We start from the raw sequence: 21,613 nt of genomic DNA on the forward strand, positions 1-21,613 counted from the left end.
CGACCGGCTCGTGGCTGGTCAGCGGAGTGGGCGATCCGCAGCGGCGAAGGTCACTCGTTGGCCGCGCGCGGGCGGTCGCCGTCCTCGTACTGGTCGAAGAGCGGTGTGCGCCCCCTCTCACGCGAGCGGCGCGCGGACGCGGCCCGGCGGGCGTCGGAACGGCCGCCGTCGGGAGCCTCGGCAGCGTCACCGGCGCCCGCGTCGTCCGCGCTCGCCTCACCACCGCGCTCCCCCTCCGACTCGCGCCCCGACGCACTCGCGGCACTCGCGGCAGTGCTCGCGGAGGTGTCCGCAGAGGTGTGCGCGGAGCCCGAGGCGGCGCCCGACGAGCCGTGCGGATCGGCCGCGCTGGAGCGCGCGCTGCTCCACGCGTCCGGGGCGCCGAGGTCGACCCCGGAGGTGGCCCGGGGCGCGACCGGCGCGGTGACGTACGTCGGGAGCGGCACCGGGACCGGGTCCCAGCTGTCGCCCTGGCCGGGCCGGCGCTGGCGCTCCCGCTGCTGGTCGACCCACTCGGCGTGGTCGGTCTGCTCGACGAGGGCCCGGCGGTCGGCCGCGAGCGCGGTCAGCTCCGCCCGGTTCTCCTCGTTCTCGGGTCCGTCCTCCGGCTCGTCGGTGTCCACCGGGTCCGGTGCGGGGCGCCGCCGCTGGGGCTGTCGCTCCCGCAGCCGCTGCGCCGCCACCTCGGCCTGCCGCCGGTCCATCGTGTACGCGAACCGCTTCCGCTCCTGGCGGCGCAGATGCGCGATGTATGTGCTCAGCAGCACCGCCGGTACGGCCGGCGCCCACAGGAGGGCGAGTCCGCCGACCGCCGCGACGACCGCGCCGAGCGTGAAGGCGAGGAAGAGCATCACCGTCGTACGCCGTCGGCGCGCGAGCACCTTCGAGCGCTGGGCCCGCGCCTTGGCCTCCGCCGAGTCGGCCCGGCGTGCGCCCGTCGTCCGACCGCCCGGCCGCTTCGCCCGCGCGGGAGCGGGCACTTGGGCCGCCCCCTGCTGCTTGGCCGACGGTGCTCCGCCCTGCTGGGGCACCGGCTTCACCTGGGCCTGTACGTGCGCCTGCGCCTGGGCGTGCGCCTGCGCCTGGGCGGCTCCGGAGGGCTGTGCCGCCGGTTTCCCCGGGTGCTGCGGCTGCTGGCCCTGCTGCGGTGACTCACCTCGCTCCACCGGGAGTCGAGCCTTCGTGTGCTCCCGGTGCGGGGGCATGGCGAAGGCCCGGACGTCCACCGATTCGGTGACGCCGTCCGGTTCGGCGCTGGGCTCCCCCTCCTCGGTGGAGCGCGCCCGCAGGTCCTTGGCGTATCGGCGCTCCATCCCCGCCCGGCCGGAAAGCAGCCGGATGGCGGTGCTGAAGCGTTCCGTCGGACGGGCTTCGTTCAGCTCGTCCTGCCTACGGAGCCACATCGGCACCAAGTAGGCGGCCCAGGCCCCGACGATGACTGCGTAGATGAGGCCGCTGCTGCTCACGCCTCACACGGTAGAGGGGTTTGCGTGAGGCCATCTGCCAATTGAGCCGGTGTGTCGCACGATCTGGCTGATATTTCGAGCTTTTTTTGTGACCGATCCGATCAGCGGGTCGCAGAGAGCGCGAAATTAACGTGCTGAGAACGTGCCGAGAACGTCCCGACTCGTTCAAGCCGATCGCCGTCCGATCCTCGAAGGATCGCCGTTCGGGCATTTTTTTCGAACACGCATTTCATTTATTGGGGTTGTCCGGGCTTGCCCACGTCGGAGCCCGCGTTCCGGGTGTTCCGTGCCCGTTCCCGCTGCCAGCGGCCGAGCAGCCCCTCGGGGACCTCTTCGGCGGTGAGCGCGAAGACGAGATGGTCGCGCCAGGCGCCGTCAATGTGAAGATATCGTGGACGAAGGCCTTCCTCGCGGAATCCGAGTTTCTCCACGACCCGTCGGCTGGGCCGATTCTCGGGGCGAATACAGACCTCGATGCGGTGCAGGCCGACGGTCCGGAAGCAGTGGTCCACGACGAGCGCCACCGCCGTCGGCATCACGCCCCGCCCGGCCACCGACTCGTCGACCCAGTAGCCGACATGGCCGGAGCACATGGAGCCCCAGGTGATCCCGGCGACCGTCAACTGCCCGACCAGCCGCCCCTGGTACTCGATCACGAACGGCAGCATCCGGCCCGCGTTCGCCTCCGCCCGCAGATGGCGGACCATCTGACGGTATGTCGGCCGGTGCGCGATGGGGCCGCTGGGCGTGGGCGGCGGAATGGTCGCCTCCCAGGGCCGCAGCCAGTCCCGGTTGCGCCGGTTCACCTCGCGCCAGGCCCGCTGGTCACGCAACTTTATGGGCCGGAGGACGACCTCGCCGTCCACCAGCGCCACGGGCCAGGATGGGCTGTTCAGCTCGCACCCCCACGGGGTCTGGAGGGGTCCTCCTCGGCCGGGGAGCCGCCGGTGGCCGGCCTCTTGTGGTCCCCGCCGACGGTCGGCCGGTCGTGGTCCCCGCCGCGGATCTGGTCCACGGCGTGGGTCAACAGCGGTTCCAGTACGGCCAGGCCGTCCCGTACGCCGCCGGTCGAGCCCGGCAGGTTGACGATCAGCGTCCGGCCCGCGACCCCGGCGAGGCCCCGGGAGAGCGCCGCCGTGGGCACCTTGTCCCGGCCGTACGCCCGGATCGCCTCGGGGATGCCGGGCACCTCGTGGTCGAGGACCGCGCGGGTGGCCTCGGGGGTGCGGTCGGTGGGCGAGATGCCGGTGCCACCGGTCGTCACGATCACGTCGTACCCGGCGTCGACACCCGCCCGCAGCGCGGCCTCCACAGGGCCGCCGTCCGGCACGACCTGAGGGCCGTCGACGGCGAAGCCGAAGCCGGTGAGCGCCTCGGCGATCAAGGGTCCGCCCCGGTCCTCGTAGACCCCGGCGGCGGCCCGGTTGGAGGCGGTCACGACCAGCGCGCGGTACCCGGCGGGGCCGGTGTCCCCGGCGGGCGCCGTCATGTCCGGCTCCAGTCGCCAGACTTGCCGCCCGTCTTCTCCTCTACGCGGACGTCCGTGATGACCGCGCCCTTGTCGACCGCCTTCACCATGTCGATCACGGTGAGGGCGGCCACGGAGACCGCGGTGAGGGCCTCCATCTCGACGCCCGTACGGTCCGTGGTCCTCACCGTGGCGAGGATCTCGACGGCGTCGTCCGCGACCGACAGATCGACCTCGACGCCCGAGACGGCCAGCGGGTGGCAGAGCGGGATGAGGTCGGGGGTGCGTTTGGCGCCCATGATCCCGGCGATGCGCGCGGTGGCGAGGGCGTCGCCCTTGGGCACCCCCTCGCCGCGCAGCAGTTCGACCACTTTCGGCGAGACCAGGACCCGGCCGCTGGCGCGGGCGGTGCGCGCGGTCACGTCCTTCCCGGAGACGTCGACCATGCGGGCGGCACCCGCGTCGTCGATGTGGGTCAGTCGGTCCTGCGGCGTACTCATGGTGGTGTGGCGCTCCCGGTCGGGGCCCGTCGCGGTGCGGCGCGCGGCCTGTTGTGCGCGACACGGTACGCCACCCTCGACGGTTCAGCCGAGCAGGACGACCTCGACCTCCGTGCCGGGCTCGACGGACTCGATGTCCTCGGGGATCACGATGAGCGCGTCGGCGTGCGCGAGGGCCGCCACGAGGTGCGATCCGGCGCCCCCGACGAGGGTGACCTCGCCGTCCGCGTACGTCCCTCGCAGGTACTGCCGGCGCCCGGCGGGTGAGGCCAGGGCCTTGGGTGCCTGGAGGGTCGCGGTGGCCGTCGGCCGGTGGACGTCGGTCAGGCCCATCAGGGTGCGGATGGCGGGCCGGACGAAGAGCTCGAAGGAGACGTACGACGAGACCGGGTTGCCCGGGAGGGCGAGCAGCGGGGTGTGGTCGGGGCCGATGGTGCCGAAGCCCTGGGGTTTGCCGGGCTGCATGGCGAGCTTGCGGAAGTCGATGCCGGCGCCCTCCTCGTCCTCGTCGCCGACGGACTCCAGGGCCTCCTTGACGACGTCGTACGCGCCGACGCTGACCCCGCCGGTGGTGACGACCAGGTCGGCGCGGACGAGCTGGTCCTCGATGGTGGAGCGGAGGGTCTCGGCGTCGTCGGCGACGGCGCCGACGCGGTAGGCGATGGCGCCCGCGTCCCGGGCGGCGGCGGTGAGGGCGAAGCTGTTGGAGTCGTAGATCTGGCCGGTGGCCGGGGTCTCGCCGGGCGGGATCAGTTCGCTGCCGGTGGAGAGCACGACCACGCGCGGGCGCGGGCGTACGCGTACCGAGGCGCGGCCGACGGCGGCGAGCAGGCCGAGCTGGGGCGGGCCGAGGATCGTCCCGGCGGCCAGGGCGCGTTCCCCGGCCTTCACGTCGCTGCCCTTCGCGCGGACGTGCGCGCGTGCCTCGGCGGCGCGGTGCACGGCGACCTGGCCGGTGGCGCCCTCGGGGCTCGCGCTGCGCGCGCGCATCCCGGAGACGGGTCCCTCGCCGAGGCCGCCGTCGGTCCACTCCACCGGGACGACCGCCTCGGCGCCGGGCGGCAGGGGGGCGCCGGTCATGATGCGGGCGGCCTCACCGGGCCCCACACGGGGCGGTTCGGCCTGGCCCGCCGCGACGTCCCCGATCACCGTGAGCACGGCCGGGAACTCCTCGCTGGCGCCCGCGACGTCCGCGACCCGCACCGCGTACCCGTCCATCGAGCTGTTGTCGAACGGTGGCAGGGAGATCGGCACCGTGACGTCCTCGACCAGGACACAGCCCTGGGCGTCGAGGAGTTGCAGCTCGATGGGTTCCAGGGGCTGGACGGTGGCGAGGATGTCCTCCAGGTGCTCGGTCACCGACCAGAGGTGGCCCGGTCCGGTGGTGCGGGTCGCGGCGGTGCTCAATGTGGCTACATCTCCTCGGCTACGTAACTGCGAAGCCAGGTCCGGAAGTCCGGTCCCAGGTCTTCACGTTCGCATGCGAGTCTGACAATGGCACGCAAGTAGTCGCCGCGGTCCCCGGTGTCATAGCGGCGGCCCTTGAAGACGACGCCGTGCACGGGGCCGCCGACCTTCTCGTCCGCGGCGAGCTGCTGGAGGGCGTCGGTGAGCTGGATCTCGCCGCCGCGGCCCGGCTCGGTCCGGCGCAGGACGTCGAAGATCTGCGGGGCGAGGACATAACGGCCGATGATCGCGTAGTTGGAGGGGGCGTCGGCCGGGTCCGGCTTCTCGACCAGGCCCGTGACCTTGACGACGTCGCCGTCCTCGGTGGGCTCCACGGCCGCGCAGCCGTAGAGGTGGATCTGCTCCGGCGCGACCTCCATCAGCGCGATGACGCTGCCGCCGCTGCACTCCTGGACCTCGACCATGCGTCGCAGGAGCGGGTCGCGGGGGTCGATCAGGTCGTCGCCGAGGAGGACCGCGAAGGGCTCGTCGCCGACGTGCGGGGCGGCGCACAGGACGGCGTGCCCGAGGCCCTTGGGGTCGCCCTGGCGGACGTAGTGCATGGTGGCGAGGTCGCTGGACTCCTGGACCTTGGCGAGCCGGTGGGCGTCGCCCTTCTTCTGGAGGGCGGACTCCAGCTCGTAGTTGCGGTCGAAGTGGTCCTCAAGGGGGCGCTTGTTGCGGCCGGTGATCATCAGGACGTCGTCGAGCCCCGCCGATGCGGCCTCTTCGACCACGTACTGGATCGCCGGCTTGTCCACGACCGGCAGCATCTCCTTGGGAGTCGCTTTGGTGGCCGGCAGGAACCGGGTTCCGAGGCCCGCGGCGGGAATGACAGCCTTGCTGATCCTGGGGTTCGCCTCACTCATGGCCCGAACCCTATCGGGTGCCTTTGTGGGGAATCTGTGGCTCCGATTAATTCGCTCTCATATGAGCCGATTACGAATAGTACTGGAGCGACCTGTGAGCAACATGGGATCCGGACCGGACTCTGCCAAGCGAATGTTGCGTCGAGAGTTCCTCCTGGTGAGGAACGGGTTGACGCCGGATGACGTCCGGAGAACGACCGGCGCGCTCGCGGGCCGGGCCCTCGATCTGCCCGAACTGGCGCACGCGCGCACGGTGGCGGCGTACGTCTCCGTGGGGAGCGAGCCCGGCACCCTCGCGCTCCTCGACGCACTCCGCGCGCGGGGCGTGCGCGTCCTGCTGCCGCTGCTGCTCCCCGACAACGACCTCGACTGGGGCCTCTACGAGGGGGATTCCTCCCTCGCGCGCGTGCGGCACGGCGGCCGTATGGAGCTCCTCGAACCGGCCGGCGAGCGGCTCGGCCCGCAGGCCGTGACCACCGCCGACGTCGTCCTGCTGCCGGGTCTGGCGGTCGACGCGCGCGGGATGCGCCTGGGCCGGGGCGGCGGCTCCTACGACCGCGTCCTGGAACGCCTGGAACGCGCGGGCGCCGACCCGGCCCTGGTGGTGCTGCTGTACGACACGGAGGTGGTCGACCGGGTGCCGGAGGAGGAGCACGACCGCCCGGTGCACGCGGTGGTGACGCCTTCGGGGGTACGGCACTTCCGGTGATCCGGATCGGGTAGGAGGGACGGGTCGCCCGTCCCTCCTCCCACACCACCGGACATGCGGGTCACGCATCCGGCGGTTCACCAAGCTGGTCTCAACCGTTGCCAGGTCGGCTTGAGCATCTTCAGGCCCAGGTCGTCCCAGTAGGAGATGGGCAGTGCCCTGTCCAGAACAGGTGACTTCGCGACCCGCCAGTAGCCTTTGCTGCTGGCCGCCCATTCCCGAGCATCACGCTCACCGATCCCGAGCGCCCGCAGGTTACGACGTCTGGTCGCGTACCGTTTCCATTCCTTCCAGCGGATCTGCCGCATCCTGCGACGGAACCACTTGTCCAGCTCCTGGAACACCTTGGGAGTGTCCGCGAGCTGGAAGTAGCCCATCCAGCCTGTGGTGAAGCGGTTGATCTGCGCGATGCGGTCAGCCATCGCAACGCTCCACCGGCGCGAGGTCAGCTCCTTGAGCCGAACCTTCAGGCGTTCGACCGCCTTCGGGTCGACCCGGACCCTGACCTTCCCACCCCGGACAAAGTAGAAGCCGAACCCCAGCATCGTCATGACGGAAGCTGGGACCACCTTCGACTTCACCCGGTTGACCTTCAGTTTCAGCCGCTGCTCGACCACGGCCGTGACCGAGTCGAGCACCCTCTGAGCAGCCCGCCTGCTCCGCACGAAGATCCGCAGATCGTCGGCGTAACGTGCGAACCGGTGACCGCGCCTGAACAGTTCCCGGTCCAGGTCGTCGAGCATGATGTTCGACAGGACGGGCGAGAGCGGGGAGCCCTGCGGGGTCCCCTCCCTGCCCGGCGTCTTCACGCCGTCCACCATGACCCCGGCTTCCAGATACCTGCGAACCAGCTTCAGGACCCTGCGGTCAGTGACCTTGCGCGCGACCCGTGCCATCAGGACATCGTGCTGGACCCGGTCGAAGAACCGGTCCAGATCAAGGTCCACGACCCACCGGTTGCCGTCCTCGATGGCACGCCGCGCGACCCTGACCGCCTGATGGGCGGACCGGCCGGGACGGAACCCGAAGGACGACCCCGAAAAACCAGGGTCGAAAATGGGCACGAGCACCTGCGCGACGGCCTGCTGGATCAAGCGGTCCAGCACCCGCGGCACCCCCAGCATCCGCTCACCGCCGCCAGGCTTCGGGATGATCACCTGACGGACCGGCGCCGGCCGGTAGATGCCCGCATCGAGTTCGGCCCGGACCCCGGGCCAGTGCACCGCGATCCACGGCCTGAGTTCGGCCGTGGTCATACCGTCCACCCCGGGAGCACCCCGGTTCACCTCGACACGGTTGAGCGCCGCGAGCAGGTTCTCCTTCGAGAGCATCAACTCCCAAAGCGAGGAACGCTGTTCGCGGTGAACGTCCTCCGTGGAGTGCGCCGACCGGCCACTACGCTCCGCCGTGGGCTCCGCCGGATGCACCGGCTCCTCCCCCCGCGGCACCGCCGAAGCAGTGTTGCTGCGGTCCCTGTGACCAGCACGAGCAACCACCACATCACCCGTTCCACTCGATGTTCAGCCCTTCCCAGCCACCGTGCCCATCCCGGCTGGTACTACGGCCTCTGCTGACTTCTGCCCGGTCAGCCCGCACCTTCCAGCACGGACCGTCGGCGCGGCGACATCTTCAGCACAACCGACACCCGGACAGATCTCCCCAGGTAAGAACGATCACTGTCCCTGGATCCCCGCCGCGTCTACGCACTGGCCTTCTTGGCAGTGACGGGCTTCACCTTCGCGTGCAGGCTCACCCGACCAGTACGCCTCATACACGGTTCGTGTTCCTCGGTACCCAGGTCTCGCCTCGGGCTTCCTCCAGACCCCACCTCACGATGACGCCCTTGCCTCCGGCTCGGGGTTAGCACCACCTCTTCCCCCAGGGGACTTCCACCCCCAAGCAACCGCCCATGCTGGGCGCACACGCGAAAGCGGCCTCCACGCACGCGTGGAGGCCGCTTTCCGTGCTCAGGCGGGCGCTACGGCTTCAACAGCAGCGTGTCGCTCGTGTTCGCCTCGACCGCCTTGTCCGTGAACGACCACGTCAGCAGTTCGCCCTTGACCCACTTGTCGGTCTGATCCGTGTAGTGCGCGTTGTACGCGTGCCCGGAGGCGCCGGTGAGGTTGATCCACTTGGACTTGTCGAGGTCCCCGAGGTTCACCACCATGCGCATCGAGGGCACCCAGACCACCTCGTAGCCGCCGGCCGCGTTCCAGCCGGTGGCGTTGACCGTGGCCTCGCCTCCGCCGAGCTTCCAGGGGCCGCGGTTGAGCATGTACTGGAGGAAACCGGGGCCCTCGGTGCCGAGGGTCTGGTTCTTCAGGAACAGGCGGTGCAGCCGGCCCCAGCTCCAGGTGTCGATGTCCTTGCCGAGCTTGGCGGTCAGCTCCCAACGGGCGTCCCGCATGGCCCGCTTGAACAGTTCGTCACGGGTGTCGACGGCGGGCTGGGTGCGCGTCTTCGGCGTGGACCACCAGTCGTTGTCCTGGTCGTCGATGATCCGGCGGACCACCTCGAACCAGCGGTCGCCGCCGTCCGGCTGCGCCTGGTCCGCGTCGCGCCTGCCGCACTCGCGCACCCGGCGGTCCTCGTCGGCGGGCCCGGTGGAGTCGACCGGCTCGACCGACAGGCACTGGCCCTCGACCCGCAGTTCCTTGGGCAGCTTGTTGCCGAAGGCGAGCTTGAGGATGTTGCGCCAGACCGAGTTGAAGTACGCGGCGGCGGCCGAGTCGGCGTCCTGGGTGTAGTCCCAGCCCTCCAGGAGCTTCTGCGCCTGGCGGACGTACTTGTCGTTCACGTCGATCTTGAGCAGCAGCGGCACCAGCAGCTTGGCGATCTCGCTGCTGTTGTCCATCTGCATCTGCCGCATGTCGTCGGTGGAGATCTTGCCGCCACCCTTGATCTTCGACTCGATGAGGCTGGTGATCCGCTGCGCGCGCGTGCCGTAGCCCCAGTCCGTGGTGAGCGTGTACGGGTAGTCGTCGTCGACGACGGCCTGGTTGGCGGTGACGATGTAGCCGCGCTCCGGGTCGTACTCGTAGGGCAGTTCGTCCTGGTCGATGTAGCCGGTCCAGCGGTACGCGGCGTCCCAGCCCGGCGCGGGCAGCGAGCCGTCGCCCTTGCCTCGGGTGGGGATCCTGCCGGGCAGCTGGTAGCCGATGTGCCCCTCCTTGTCGGCGTAGGTCAGGTTCTGCGAGGGGACGTCGAACAGAGCGGCGGCCTCGCGGAAGTCGTCCCAGTCCTTGGCCTTGTTCATGGCGAACACGGCGTCCATGGAGGTGCCGGGGTCGAGCGCGGTCCAGCGCAGGGCGATGCCGTAGCCGTCGCCGCGGTCGGGGGCGTCCTGGTCGACGGAGGCCTTCTTGCCGACCTGGACGAGTTCGTCGTTGCGGTCGGACAGCAGCGGGCCGTTGTTGGTGGTGCGGACGACGATCTTCTTGGCCTCCCCGCCGGCGACCTCGATGGTCTCCTCGCGGGTGTCGAACGGCAGGACCTTGGAGCCGTACTGGTAGCCGTCGCCGGTGAGCTTCTCCAGGTAGAGGTCGGTGACGTCGACGCCGGAGTTGGTCATGCCCCAGGCGATGTCGGCGTTGTGTCCGATTATCACGCCGGGCATGCCGGAGAAGGTGTAGCCGGAGACGTCGTACTGGCACTTCTCGGAGACGGACTTGCAGTGCAGGCCCATCTGGTACCAGACCGACGGCAGCGTGGCCGACAGGTGCGGGTCGTTGGCGAGGAGCGGCTTGCCGGTGATGGTGTGGTCGCCGGAGACGACCCAGGAGTTGGAGCCGATGCCGTTGCCGTTCACTCCGACGGCCTCGGGCAGGTCCTCCAGGACGTCGTAGAGACCGTCCAGCTGGGTCTGGAGGGCCGAGGAGTCCGTGGAGGTCCCGGCGGTTCCCGTGCCCGTCCCCGTGCCGCCGGTGCCCTGCGTGGAGCCGTCGGCGCTCTGGGTGGAGCCGTCGGTGCCCTGCGTCGACCCGGACCCGTCCGACCAGGTCTTCGTCAGCTCGTCGTACTGGCCCTCCTGCACGATCGTCTTGTTGCGGTCGTACGGGTACCGCGGGTACAGGTCGGCGATCTGCTTGGGGCCGAGGCGGCTGGTCATCAGGGCGCGGTCGATCTCGTCCTGCATGTTGCCGCGCAGGTCCCAGGCCATCGCCTTCAGCCAGGCCACCGAGTCGACCGGGGTCCACTCCTCGGGCTTGTAGTCGCCTACGAAACCGAGGGCCGCGTACTCCAGGGAGATCTCGTCGCCGTCCTTGCCGGCCAGGTAGGCGTTGACCCCCTTGGCGTACGCGTCGAGGTACTTCTTCGTCTCGGCGGAGAGCGTCTTCTCGTACTCCTCCTCGGCGATCCGGTGCCAGCCGAGGGTGCGCAGGAACTCGTCGTTGTCGACCTGGCCCTCGCCGAACATCTCCGAGAGGCGGCCGGCCGTCATGTGGCGGCGCACATCCATCTCGTAGAACCGGTCCTGCGCCTGGACATAGCCCTGGGCCATGAACAGGTCCTCGTCGGAGGAGGCGTAGATCTGCGGGATCCCGTTGCCGTCGCGCTTGACGTCGACCGGTCCCGACAGGCCGTCCAGGGTTATCGAACCCTTGGTCTGCGGGAAGGAGGCGCGCACGGTGGAGACGGACCAGAACGCCCCGTAGCCGACGCCACCGATGATGGCCAGGACCAGGACGATCAGGAGAAGGCGGACTTTGCGTCCCCTCTTCTTCCTGCCGGACTTGCCGGACTGCTGGCCGGAGGAGGCGGGATTGTCGGTGGGCATCGCTGTCCTTGCTGTCCTAACACGAGCGGCAGGTCGGGCTGTGCTTTGTACTGAACGCTGGAGCAACCATAGGCGCAGGGTCCGACACGACTTGACGCGGAGTCGGGAACTGGCGCGGACGGCTGTTCGATCTTGCCCCCGCAAGCGTCAAGAAATCGTCAAGAGTTAGGTAAGGTAACGAAGTACTTGCACTGACGTAACCGCAACCGCACGGTTTCCGTGATCGGCTTCGCATGCCCACACGCGCGTGTGCCCCGCATCCAGTGCTCGGCATCCCACACTCGAAGAACCACGTGCGGTTCGGCAAGAAAGGTACGGCCCGCTGACTGTCCACGACCTCAACCAACTCCTGCTCGTCTGCTCGCTCGTCCTTCTCGTCGCGGTCGCCGCGGTCCGGATCTCGTCGCGCAGCGGGCTCCCCAGCCTGCTCGTGTACCTGGGCATAGGCATCGCCATGGGCCAGGACGGCATCGGCGACATCCACTTCAACAACGCCGAACTGACCCAGGTCATCGGCTACGCGGCCCTCGTCGTGATCCTGGCCGAGGGCGGCCTCGGCACGAAGTGGAAGGAGATCGGACCGGCCCTGCCGGCGGCCAGCTCACTGGCGCTGGTCGGGGTCGCGGTGAGCGTCGGCGTCACCGCCGCGGGCGCGCACTATCTGATCGGACTGGAGTGGCGACAGTCACTCATCATCGGCGCGGTCGTGTCCTCCACGGACGCGGCGGCCGTCTTCTCCGTGCTGCGCAGAATCCCCCTCCCCGCGCGCGTGACGGGCACCCTGGAGGCCGAGTCCGGCTTCAACGACGCCCCGGTGGTCATCCTCGTCGCCTCGCTCTCCGTGGCCGGACCGGTCGAGCACTGGTACGTCCTGATCGGCGAGATAGCGCTGGAACTGGCGATCGGCGCCGCCATCGGCCTCGCGGTCGGCTGGCTCGGCTCCTGGGGCCTCAGGCACATCGCCCTGCCCGCCTCCGGCCTCTACCCGATCGCCGTCATGGCCATCGCCGTCACCGCCTACGCGGCCGGCGCCCTGGCCCACGGCAGCGGCTTCCTCGCCGTCTACCTGGCCTCCATGGTCCTCGGCAACGCCAAACTGCCGCACTGGCCGGCCACCCGCGGCTTCGCCGAGGGAGTCGGCTGGATCGCCCAGATCGGCATGTTCGTCCTGCTCGGGCTGCTGGTCACCCCGCACGAGATGGGCGACGACATCTGGCCCGCGCTCGTCATCGGCCTGGTGCTGACCATGGTGGCGCGACCGCTGAGCGTCGTCGTCGCACTGGTGCCGTTCCGGGTGCCCTGGCGCGAGCAGGCCCTGCTGTCCTGGGCCGGGCTGCGCGGCGCGGTGCCCATCATCCTGGCGACGATCCCGATGGTCAGCGGCGTCGAGGCCAGCCGCAAGATCTTCAACATCGTCTTCGTGCTGGTCGTGGTCTACACCCTCGTCCAGGGGCCGACGCTGCCCTGGCTGGCCCGCAAACTGCGCCTCGGCGGCTCCGGCGACGAGGCCGCCGACCTCGGCATCGAGTCGGCGCCCCTGGAGCGGCTGCGCGGCCATCTGCTGTCCGTCGCCATCCCCGAGAAGTCCCGGATGCACGGCGTCGAGGTCAACGAACTGCGGCTCCCCGCGGGCGCCGCCGTCACCCTCGTCGTCCGCGACGGCAAGTCCTTCGTACCGCTGCCGACCACCGTGCTGCGGCGCGGCGACGAGCTGCTGGTCGTCGCCACGGATCCCGTGCGGGACCAGGCCGAACGCCGCCTCAGGGCCGTCGGCCAGGGCGGCAAGCTGGCCGACTGGCTGGGGACGGGCGAGGGGAACGGACACGGGAACGGCGGATCCCGTCGTTAAGGGCAGGTTTCACACCGTTCACACCCCTCTGGAATCGCGGGTACGACCGCCCATGGTGCTCACTTTCACAGGCGACCCGGCCGATCCCCCTGTACGATGAAGGCGCACTTGATCGGACCAACTCTGTCTGACGCAGAGCTGGCGCGACCGTATGGCGGCCGTCACGCCCCCTCTCCGTGGGCCCGGCATCTACCGCAGTAGCGCAAGAGGACAGCTCTCGGCGCCCCCCGCACGGGCGCGCTACCAGGCGGCGGAAAGGCACGGCCGTGGCGTCCACGGTCACCTCGAACACCACGAAGACATCCCGTCCGGGCTACGGGCAACTGCTGCGCACCCCGCGCGCGTGGACGTTCCTCCTCCCCGGCTTCGCGGCACGCCAGCCGTTCGCGATGCTGACCATCTCCATCGTGCTGCTGGTCCAGCACACCACCGGCTCGTACGGGGCGGCCGGCGCCGTGGCCGCCGTCACGGGTGTCTCCATGGCGCTGTTCGCCCCCTGGAGCGGCCGTCTCGCCGACCGGCACGGCCAGCGGGCCGTCCTGATCCCCGGCATCCTCGTCCACGGCGCGGCAGGCCTGACCCTGACAGCGCTGGCCCTCATGGGCGCCCCCTTGTGGGCGCTCTTCGCCGCCGCCGTGCCGACGGGCGCCTCGGTGCCGCAGATCGGCCCCATGGTGCGGGCCCGCTGGGGCGTCAGGCTCAAGGACTCGCCCCTGACGAGCACCGCCGCCGCCTTCGAGTCCGTCACCGACGAGCTGACCTTCGTCCTCGGCCCGCTGGTCGCGACCGCGCTCTGCACCGCCGTGCACCCGGCCGCCGGCCTGCTCACCGAGGCCGGGCTCACCCTCGTCGGCGGTCTGCTGTTCGCCGCACAGCGCGGCAGCCAGCCGAAGGTCGTTCCCGTCGCGCTCCACGCGCGCGGGGAGCGCGTTTCCGCGCTGTCCGTCCCCGGGGTGCGCGTCCTGATCGTCACCTTCCTGGGCATCGGCTCCGTCTTCGGCGGTATGCAGGTCTCGCTCGCCGCCTTCTCCGAGTCGATCGGCGAGCCCGGCCTGAACGGCGTCCTGTACGGCGTCTTCGCCGCCGGCAACATGCTCTCCGGCATCGTCTGCGGCGCGATCGCCTGGAAGGTGTCCCCGCGACGGCGCCTGATCATCGGCTACACGGCCCTCGCGCTGGTGGCCTCCGCGCTGTGGACCGCCGACTCGGTCGTGGTCCTCGCCGCGCTCGGCCTGCTGGTCGGCATGTGCATCGCGCCCGCCCTGATCACCGGCTACACCCTGGTCGACTCCCTGGTCCCGTCCGGCGCCCGCACGGAGGCCTTCACCTGGCTGACCGGCGCGGTCGCGCTCGGCCAGGCGGCGGCCGTCACGACCGCCGGACAGCTGGAGGACAGGCTGTGGACCGGCGCCGGTTTCCTGGTGCCGGCGGCCGGTACGGCACTGGCCCTGGCGACCCTGTTGGCCCTGCGTACGCGCCTGGTGGGCAGCCCCCGGAGCCGTACCGTCGCGCGTGTCGTCGGTCACCGAGTGCCGGTGACAGTGGACTGATCCCCTGGGAATAGGTCAGTATGGACCGTCGTTAGCACTCATCGAGTGAGAGTGCCAGGAGGAAGACCAGTGCCGACGTACCAGTACCAGTGCACCGAATGCGGTGAGGGCCTCGAAGCGGTGCAGAAGTTCACCGACGACGCCCTGACCGAGTGCCCCAGCTGCAACGGCCGCCTCAAGAAGGTGTTCTCGGCGGTCGGCATCGTCTTCAAGGGCTCCGGTTTCTACCGGAACGACAGCCGCGGCTCGTCGTCGAGCAGCAGCCCGGCGACGTCGAAGTCCTCCTCGTCGGACGCGAAGTCCTCGTCGACGTCGTCGGACACGAAGTCGTCGTCCTCGTCGTCCTCCGAGTCGAAGTCGTCGTCCTCGGGCTCCTCCTCCGCCAGCAGCACGTCGGCCGCGTAGCGCTTTCGCCCGGTGGCACATCCGCCGGGTGGCGCTTCCGCCGCGTGAGCGCGGCAGCCGTCCATGACCCCGCCGTCGTACGACGACCGGCGGGGTCCTCGGCGTTTCCGGGCCCGGTTAGGGTGCGGGCATGGCGAACACGGAGCACGTGGAGATCGGCGTCATCGGAGGCTCGGGGTTCTACTCCTTCCTCGACGATGTGACCGAGATACAGGTCGACACCCCCTACGGGCCGCCCAGCGACTCCCTCTTCCTGGGTGAGATCGCGGGCCGCCGGGTCGCCTTCCTGCCCCGCCACGGCCGTGGCCACCATCTGCCGCCGCACCGCATCAACTACCGCGCCAACCTGTGGGCCCTGCGCTCCGTCGGGGCGCGCCAGGTGCTCGGCCCGTGCGCGGTGGGCGGTCTGCGGCCGGAGTACGGTCCGGGCACGCTGCTCGTCCCGGACCAGCTGGTGGACCGTACGAAGTCCCGCGTCCAGACCTACTTCGACGGCCTTCCGCTGCCCGGCGGGGCCGTCCCCCACGTCGTCCATGTCTCGCTCGCCGACCCGTACTGCCCCGTCGGCCGCGAGGCCGCCCTAGGAGCGGCGCGCCGACGCGACTGGGAGCCGGTGGACGGCGGCACCCTCGTCGTGGTCGAGGGCCCCCGGTTCTCCACCCGCGCGGAGTCCCTGTGGCACCAGGCCCAGGGCTGGTCCGTGGTCGGCATGACCGGCCACCCCGAGGCGATCCTCGCCCGCGAACTGGAGCTCTGCTACACCTCCCTGACCCTCGTCACCGACCTCGACGCGGGCGCCGAGACCGGCGAGGGCGTCTCCCACGAGGAGGTGTTCCAGGTCTTCGCCGCCAACATCGACCGCCTCCGGGGCGTCCTCTTCGAGGCGGTCGCCGCACTGCCGTCGAACGACAGCCGCGACTGCCTGTGCGCGAAGGCACTGGGCGGGATGGACCCGGGGTTCGCACTGCCGTGACGGGGTGAGCTCGCGGCTCGGCCGGGAGGGGTGCAGGGCGGGACGGAGGGTGGAACGCCTCGTTCGGGTGGCGAGGTTTTCCACAGTCGGTGCCTGGTCCACAGGCCCCGGCGGGCTCGGCCGCGAAGCCTCATCGTGGGACCGCAAGCCGATCTCACACAGCAGGTGGTGCCCCATGTCCCGTACGCCCCCTCCCTCTCCCTCCTCCACGTTCGCGCATTCGTCCTCCGCCCCTTCCACCCGCCTCCCCTCCTGGGCCGCCGGCCCGCCCGGCACCGACACTCCTCCCACCTGCGAGGTCCCGCACTTCGCGCCGCTACGGGTGAGGGGCGGCGCCCAACGACTCCGCCGCCTCGCCCGCTGCCGAAGGCGAGCCACGGCGGCGGGCCTGGCGGTGACGGCCGCCGCCCTGCTGGTAACAGGAGCGGGCCCGAGGGAGGCGGAACGGGTCAGGGGCCACCCCGTGGCCGACCCGGTCCCCGAGCGCCCCGCCCCGGTCGAGACGGTGACCGCGCCGGTCCGCATCGCCGACGGCGCGACCGTACGGCTGCTGCGCCCCGGCGACCGCGTCGACGTGATCGCGGCCGAGGAGTCCGCGACGGGCGCCGGCGCCGCACGGGTCGTCGCACGCGGGGCCCGAGTGGCGAAGGTCCCGACCGCCGTGGACACCGCCGAGAGCGGGGCCCTGGTCGTGCTCACCGTGCCGCGCCGCACGGCGGCCCGGCTGGCCGGCGCGGGCGTCGCGTCCCGACTGGCGGTGACCCTGTGGTGATCACGCGCCCCGGCGTCGTCCCGCCCCCGTCAAGTCCCACGTTGGAGGGACCCAATTGGACACCCGGGCCAGGCCCTGACGTAGGTTGCGGAGTCGTTTGTTCCACAATCAGCGCAGAAAGGCCTCGTGGTGAGCGAGAAGAAGGAGCCGAGCGTCTGGGAGGGCTTCAAGGCCTTCCTGATGCGGGGGAACGTCGTCGACCTGGCCGTCGCCGTGGTCATCGGCGCGGCCTTCACCAACATCGTCAACTCGGTGGTGAAGGGGGTCATCAACCCACTGGTGGGGGCCTTCGGCACCAAGGATCTCGACAAGTACAGCTCGTGTCTGCAGGATCCCTGCGAGACGGCCGCGGACGGCACGGTCACGAGCGGCATCCCGATCATGTGGGGCACGGTCCTGAGCGCCACGCTCAGCTTCGTGATCACCGCGGCCGTCGTCTACTTCCTGATGGTGCTCCCGATGGCCAAGTACCTGGCCCGGCAGGAGGCCCGCCGCAAGGCGAAGGAGGGCACCCAGGAGGTCATCGAGGTGAGCGAGCTGGAGGTCCTGAAGGAGATCCGCGACGCCCTGGTGGCGCAGCGCGGCTCGGGTCACGACCGCGAGTAGCGGCGCTCAAGGCGCTGGGCGGGCGGTGTCAGATGTGGTGGGGCGGCTTCTCGTCGAGGAAGCGCCGCAGGTCGGCCGCGCTGTCGCCGCCGCCGTCCCCGGGCCGCTCGCCCCATCCCCGGTCCGTGTCGTCGGACGACGGCCGGCTGAGCGGGTCGTCGAAGACCAGCGCGGCCTTGGGGTCACGCGGTGCCGGGGCGGGAGTGGGCGCGGTGGTCATGCCTCCAGAGTACGGCCCCGGGCACGGACGGCCGCCGACCGCGGCACATCCCGCAGCGGCCCCTCCCCCGGCCACCTCGCACCCGGGGCGGGCCCGTCCGCGCACTCCCTGGGTCCGCCCCGGCACCGGTGAACACCTGAGCGAGAATTCCACCGGATTTTCTGGTGTGCTTGGCCCCATGACGTCCAGTTCCACACCCCCGGCCTCGTCCTCGCCCTCCTCCTCGGCTTCCGGCGCCGGCCGGGCACCGGTACGCAGGCTGGTGGCGCGGGGACGCGAGGAGATACATCGGGTCGCCTCGCCGCTGGAGCTCTTCTTCGACCTGTGCTTCGTGGTCGCCGTCGCCCAGGCGGGCGTCCAGCTGGTGCACTCCGTCGCGGAGGCGCACGCGGCCGAGGGCATCGTGAACTACGCGATGGTCTTCTTCGCGATCTGGTGGGCCTGGATGAACTTCACCTGGTTCGCCTCGGCGTACGACAACGACGACGTGCCCTACCGGCTGGTGACCCTCGTCCAGATAGCGGGTGTGCTGGTGCTCGCCGCCGGGGTCACCCGGGCCTTCGAGGACCACGACTGGCTGCTGGTCGTGCTCGGGTACATCATCATGCGGCTGGCGATGACCGCGCAGTGGCTGCGGGCCGCGCGCACCGCGACGGGTGCCGAGCGGGTCACGGCCCTGCGGTACGCGGGCGGGGTGGCGCTCTGCCAGATCGGCTGGCTGGGGCTGCTGGTCCTGCCGGAGTTGGCCAGACCGTGGCTGTTCCTGGTGATGGCGATCGCCGAACTGTCCGTGCCGGTGTACGCGGAGAGAGGCTTCCAGACGTCCTGGCATCCGCATCACATCGCCGAGCGGTACGGCCTGTTCACCATCATCGTGCTCGGCGAGACGATCCTGGCGGCGACGGTCGCCGTGAAGTCGGCGGTGGACGAGAACGACGCGCTGGGCGAGTTGCTGCCGATCGCGGTGGGCGGGCTGCTGATCGTGTTCTCGGCGTGGTGGGTGTACTTCACCGTCCCCATCCACGGCCATCTGCGCTCCAACAAGGAGAGCTTCCTGTGGGGGTACGGCCACTACCTGATCTTCGCCTCGGCGGCGGCGATCGGCGCCGGGCTGGAGGTCGCGGTGGAGGAGACGGTGCACAAGGCGCACATCTCCACACTGGCCGCGTCCGCCGCGGTGACCCTGCCGACGGCGCTGTATCTCCTCTCCGTGTGGGCGCTGCACGCCCGCCACTACAAGGTGGGCACGGCCCAGCAGACGGTCCTGCCGCTCGCCGCGCTGGCCGTGGTCATGTGCACCTTCCTGGGCCACTGGGCGGTCCTGGCGGCGGGCCTCGTGACGACCGTGACGGTCGCGGCCGGAGTGATACTCACGACCCGAGGGCACCTCACCCACCATGACCACAAGGCCCACGCCACCCACACCGCAAACGACTCCCACGGCTCCCGTGACTCCCATGGCAGTTGACGCGCTGACCGATGTCCCCGGCCTGCGGGTCGGGCACGCCACCCGGGTCGGCGGGGGCTGGCTCACCGGGACCACGGTCGTGCTGGCCCCGGAGGGCGGCGCGGTGGCGGCGGTGGACGTGCGCGGGGGCGGGCCCGGGACCAAGGAGACGGACGCGCTCGACCCGCGGAACCTGGTGCAGAAGGTCGAGGCGGTGGTCCTGACCGGAGGCAGCGCGTACGGGCTGGACTCCGCGTCGGGAGTGATGGCCTGGCTGGAGGAGCGCGGACGCGGCGTCCGGGTCGGACCCGACCCGGCACATGTGGTGCCGGTCGTGCCGGCCGCCTGTGTCTTCGACCTGGGCCGGGGCGGGGACTTCGGGGCCAGACCGGACGCGGCCACCGGCCGGGCGGCGGTCGAGGCGGCCGACGCGGGCGGGCCCGGCGCCCCGGTGGCGGAAGGGTGCGTGGGGGCCGGGACCGGGGCGACGGTCGGGCTGCTCAAGGGCGGCGTCGGCACCGCGAGCACCGTGCTGGACTCGGGGATCACGGTGGCCGCGCTGGTGGTGGCCAACGCGGCGGGATCGGTGATGGACGCGGAGACGGGGGTGTTGTACGGGGAGTTGTTCCAGGGGCGGACGGTGTATCCGGAGCCGGAGGTGCACGAGAGAGCGCGTCGCCGGATCGCCGAGGCGGCGGCGAAGAGTCCGCCTCCGCCGCTGAACACCACCCTGGCCGTGGTCGCCACCGACGCCGACCTGACCCGCGCCCAGGCCCAGAAACTGGCCGGCACGGCACACGACGGCATCGCCCGCGCCGTACGCCCCGTGCATCTGCTCAACGACGGCGACACGGTGTTCACCCTGGCGACGGGCGCCCGGCCGCTCCCACCCGGGGCCGGCCTCCTCGCCCTCAACGAACTCCTGTCAGCGGGCGCGGACTTGGTGACCCGAGCGATCGTCCGGGCAGTACGCGCGGCCGACCCGGTGGACGGACCGGGCGGAGTGTGGCCGTCGTACGGGGAGTTGTACGGGGAGGCTTGAGGCGGGGCGGGGTGGGGCGGGGGGCGAGGGCCCGAGGGGGGAGGGGGAGGGGGAGGCCCCCCCGAGGGAGGTGAACGGGGCCCGAGAGGGCGGTAGTTCAAGTGTTGCCGTCCGGGGGCGATTGTCCCGGTTCTGTCACGTGATGCCGTGGGGCGGGGGTCTCGGGAACCCGGTCGGGCGTCGTGCGCTCTTCGTCCACGTAATGGAGCGGATCACGTAGATCACGTCAATGACGTAGACGCGAAGAATCTGGAGCAGATCGTGACGAGGCCGAAGATTGCTGTGCGGCGGCGTGCGCTGGGGACCTGTGCCGTGCTGGTGGTCGGTGCGCTGACCCTCACCGGTTGCGGCGGGGACGCCCAGGCGGACAACAAGAGTGGCGGCAAGGGGACTTCGGCCGAGGACACCGCGGCGCGGATCACGATCTCCGCGAAGGACGGTTCGACGGGCGCGTCCATCAACGCCACCGGGGTGAAGGTCAGCGGCGGCAAGCTGACCGAGGTGGAGATGACCGCCGCCGAGGGGGGCGCGGTCGTGGCGGGCGAGATAGCCGCGGACGGGCGGTCGTGGAAGCCGAAGGAGCAGCTGGAGCGGGGCACGAAGTACCGGATCTCCGCGACCGCGAAGAACGCCGAGGGCAAGACGTCGGCCGCCAACTCCATCTTCACGACCGTGTCGACGGCCAACAGCTTCATCGGGACGTACACGCCGGACAACGGCACCACGGTCGGCGTCGGGATGCCGGTGTCGTTCACCTTCGACAAGGCGATCACGGACCGGAAGGCCGTGCAGTCGCACATCACGGTGACGTCGAGCAGCGGGCAGGAGGTGGTGGGGCACTGGTTCGGGGAGCAGCGGCTCGACTTCCGGCCCGAGGAGTACTGGAAGGCCGGTTCCAAGGTCTCGATGAGGATCGACCTGGACGGTGTGGAGGGTGCGAACGGCCTCTACGGTGTGCAGGACAAGACGGTCACCTTCACGGTCGGGCGGGCGCAGGTCTCCACGGTCGACGTGAACACGCAGACGATGACGGTCGAGCGGGACGGGAAGACGCTGAAGACCGTGCCGATCTCGGCGGGCAGCGCCGCGACCCCGACGTACAACGGGCAGATGGTGATCTCGGAGAAGTTCCGGCAGACGCGGATGAACGGGTCGACGGTGGGCTTCGGCGGTGAGTACGACATCGCGGACGTGCCGAACGCGATGCGGTTGACGACGTCGGGGACGTTCGTGCACGGCAACTACTGGTACAGCAAGGGCAATCCGCCGTTCGGGCGCGAGGGCACCAGCCACGGCTGTGTCGGCCTGGCGGACGCCCAGGGGGCGAACAGCGACACGAACGGCAAGTGGTTCTTCGACAACTCGCTGATCGGTGACGTGGTGATCGTCAAGAACTCCCCCGACAAGACGGTCGCGCCGGACAACGGCCTCAACGGCTGGAACATGTCGTGGAGCGAGTGGACGGCGGGGGACGCCATCTGACCACGTAGTTCAGGGAGTTCGTCGAGCCGCGC

General features: G+C 70.7%; 19 protein-coding genes. 10 read left to right on the forward strand and 9 right to left on the reverse strand.

Annotated elements, in window-relative coordinates; translation table 11 throughout:
• Positions 1–50 precede the first annotated feature (50 nt).
• The 6 genes from sepX to galU form a co-directional block, all read right to left on the reverse strand.
• Complete coding sequence (sepX, locus tag F9278_RS19520) at positions 51–1,466, reverse strand: divisome protein SepX/GlpR (RefSeq protein WP_152169513.1); 1,416 nt, start codon at positions 1,464–1,466, stop codon at positions 51–53.
• 233 nt (positions 1,467–1,699) lie between these two features.
• On the reverse strand, positions 1,700–2,332 hold the full coding sequence (locus F9278_RS19525) for a GNAT family N-acetyltransferase (protein ID WP_152173963.1): 633 nt from the start codon (positions 2,330–2,332) through the stop codon (positions 1,700–1,702).
• Positions 2,333–2,358: 26 nt separating this feature from the next.
• Positions 2,359–2,955, reverse strand: a complete 597-nt coding sequence (locus F9278_RS19530; protein WP_152169514.1) for a MogA/MoaB family molybdenum cofactor biosynthesis protein — start codon at positions 2,953–2,955, stop codon at positions 2,359–2,361.
• Positions 2,952–3,434, reverse strand: a complete 483-nt coding sequence (gene moaC, locus F9278_RS19535) for a cyclic pyranopterin monophosphate synthase MoaC (RefSeq protein WP_152169515.1) — start codon at positions 3,432–3,434, stop codon at positions 2,952–2,954. Before moaC ends, F9278_RS19530 begins: the two co-directional genes overlap by 4 nt.
• Positions 3,435–3,518: 84 nt before the next feature.
• Positions 3,519–4,841 carry a molybdotransferase-like divisome protein Glp gene (gene glp / locus F9278_RS19540; RefSeq protein WP_152169516.1) on the reverse strand — a complete coding sequence of 441 codons (1,323 nt, stop codon included), beginning with the start codon at positions 4,839–4,841 and terminating at the stop codon, positions 3,519–3,521.
• A 5-nt stretch (positions 4,842–4,846) separates the two neighbouring features.
• Positions 4,847–5,749, reverse strand: a complete 903-nt coding sequence (gene galU / locus F9278_RS19545; protein WP_152169517.1) for a UTP--glucose-1-phosphate uridylyltransferase GalU — start codon at positions 5,747–5,749, stop codon at positions 4,847–4,849.
• A 133-nt stretch (positions 5,750–5,882) separates the two neighbouring features.
• Here galU and F9278_RS19550 point away from each other — a divergent pair, with 133 nt between their 5' ends.
• Positions 5,883–6,458, forward strand: coding sequence for a 5-formyltetrahydrofolate cyclo-ligase (locus F9278_RS19550; RefSeq protein WP_193241549.1), 576 nt, complete (start codon positions 5,883–5,885; stop codon positions 6,456–6,458).
• Positions 6,459–6,535: 77 nt separating this feature from the next.
• Here F9278_RS19550 and ltrA read toward each other — a convergent pair whose 3' ends face one another.
• A complete protein-coding gene (ltrA, locus tag F9278_RS19555) occupies positions 6,536–7,789 on the reverse strand; it encodes a group II intron reverse transcriptase/maturase (protein WP_152169518.1) in 1,254 nt (417 codons plus the stop codon).
• Between the two features lie 647 nt (positions 7,790–8,436).
• The gene (locus tag F9278_RS19560; RefSeq protein ID WP_152169519.1) at positions 8,437–11,235 is read right to left on the reverse strand and encodes a penicillin acylase family protein; all 2,799 of its coding nucleotides are present in this window, start codon (positions 11,233–11,235) and stop codon (positions 8,437–8,439) included.
• A 247-nt stretch (positions 11,236–11,482) separates the two neighbouring features.
• Here F9278_RS19560 and F9278_RS19565 point away from each other — a divergent pair, with 247 nt between their 5' ends.
• The 6 genes from F9278_RS19565 (at position 11,483) to mscL (ending at position 17,390) form a co-directional block, all read left to right on the forward strand.
• Positions 11,483–13,084 carry a potassium/proton antiporter gene (locus F9278_RS19565; RefSeq protein WP_404818923.1) on the forward strand — a complete coding sequence of 534 codons (1,602 nt, stop codon included), beginning with the start codon at positions 11,483–11,485 and terminating at the stop codon, positions 13,082–13,084.
• Between the two features lie 266 nt (positions 13,085–13,350).
• A complete protein-coding gene (locus tag F9278_RS19570; RefSeq protein ID WP_152169520.1) occupies positions 13,351–14,634 on the forward strand; it encodes an MFS transporter in 1,284 nt (427 codons plus the stop codon).
• Between the two features lie 69 nt (positions 14,635–14,703).
• Complete coding sequence (locus F9278_RS19575) at positions 14,704–15,039, forward strand: FmdB family zinc ribbon protein (protein ID WP_152169521.1); 336 nt, start codon at positions 14,704–14,706, stop codon at positions 15,037–15,039.
• 130 nt (positions 15,040–15,169) lie between these two features.
• Positions 15,170–16,012: an S-methyl-5'-thioadenosine phosphorylase gene (locus F9278_RS19580; protein WP_152169522.1), complete on the forward strand. Its 843-nt coding sequence runs from the start codon at positions 15,170–15,172 to the stop codon at positions 16,010–16,012.
• A 175-nt stretch (positions 16,013–16,187) separates the two neighbouring features.
• The gene (locus F9278_RS19585; protein ID WP_226966814.1) at positions 16,188–16,784 is read left to right on the forward strand and encodes a hypothetical protein; all 597 of its coding nucleotides are present in this window, start codon (positions 16,188–16,190) and stop codon (positions 16,782–16,784) included.
• 129 nt (positions 16,785–16,913) lie between these two features.
• Complete coding sequence (mscL, locus tag F9278_RS19590; RefSeq protein ID WP_152169523.1) at positions 16,914–17,390, forward strand: large conductance mechanosensitive channel protein MscL; 477 nt, start codon at positions 16,914–16,916, stop codon at positions 17,388–17,390.
• 28 nt (positions 17,391–17,418) lie between these two features.
• On the opposite strand, the gene F9278_RS19595 is transcribed toward mscL, so the two are convergent.
• Positions 17,419–17,610 (reverse strand): hypothetical protein, encoded by a 192-nt coding sequence (locus F9278_RS19595; protein WP_152169524.1) that lies wholly within the window; start codon positions 17,608–17,610, stop codon positions 17,419–17,421.
• 178 nt (positions 17,611–17,788) lie between these two features.
• On the opposite strand from F9278_RS19595, the gene F9278_RS19600 reads away from it, so the two are divergent.
• The 3 genes from F9278_RS19600 (at position 17,789) to F9278_RS19615 (ending at position 21,581) form a co-directional block, all read left to right on the forward strand.
• Positions 17,789–19,078 (forward strand): low temperature requirement protein A, encoded by a 1,290-nt coding sequence (locus tag F9278_RS19600; protein WP_226966815.1) that lies wholly within the window; start codon positions 17,789–17,791, stop codon positions 19,076–19,078.
• On the forward strand, positions 19,068–20,099 hold the full coding sequence (locus F9278_RS19605) for a P1 family peptidase (protein ID WP_152169525.1): 1,032 nt from the start codon (positions 19,068–19,070) through the stop codon (positions 20,097–20,099). The genes F9278_RS19600 and F9278_RS19605 overlap by 11 nt, the downstream gene beginning before the upstream one ends.
• A 261-nt stretch (positions 20,100–20,360) precedes the next feature.
• Positions 20,361–21,581, forward strand: coding sequence for a L,D-transpeptidase (locus F9278_RS19615; protein WP_152169526.1), 1,221 nt, complete (start codon positions 20,361–20,363; stop codon positions 21,579–21,581).
• Positions 21,582–21,613: the final 32 nt, after the last annotated feature.

The sequence above is a fragment of the Streptomyces phaeolivaceus genome (assembly GCF_009184865.1).
Classification (GTDB): Bacteria; Actinomycetota; Actinomycetes; order Streptomycetales; family Streptomycetaceae; genus Streptomyces; species Streptomyces phaeolivaceus.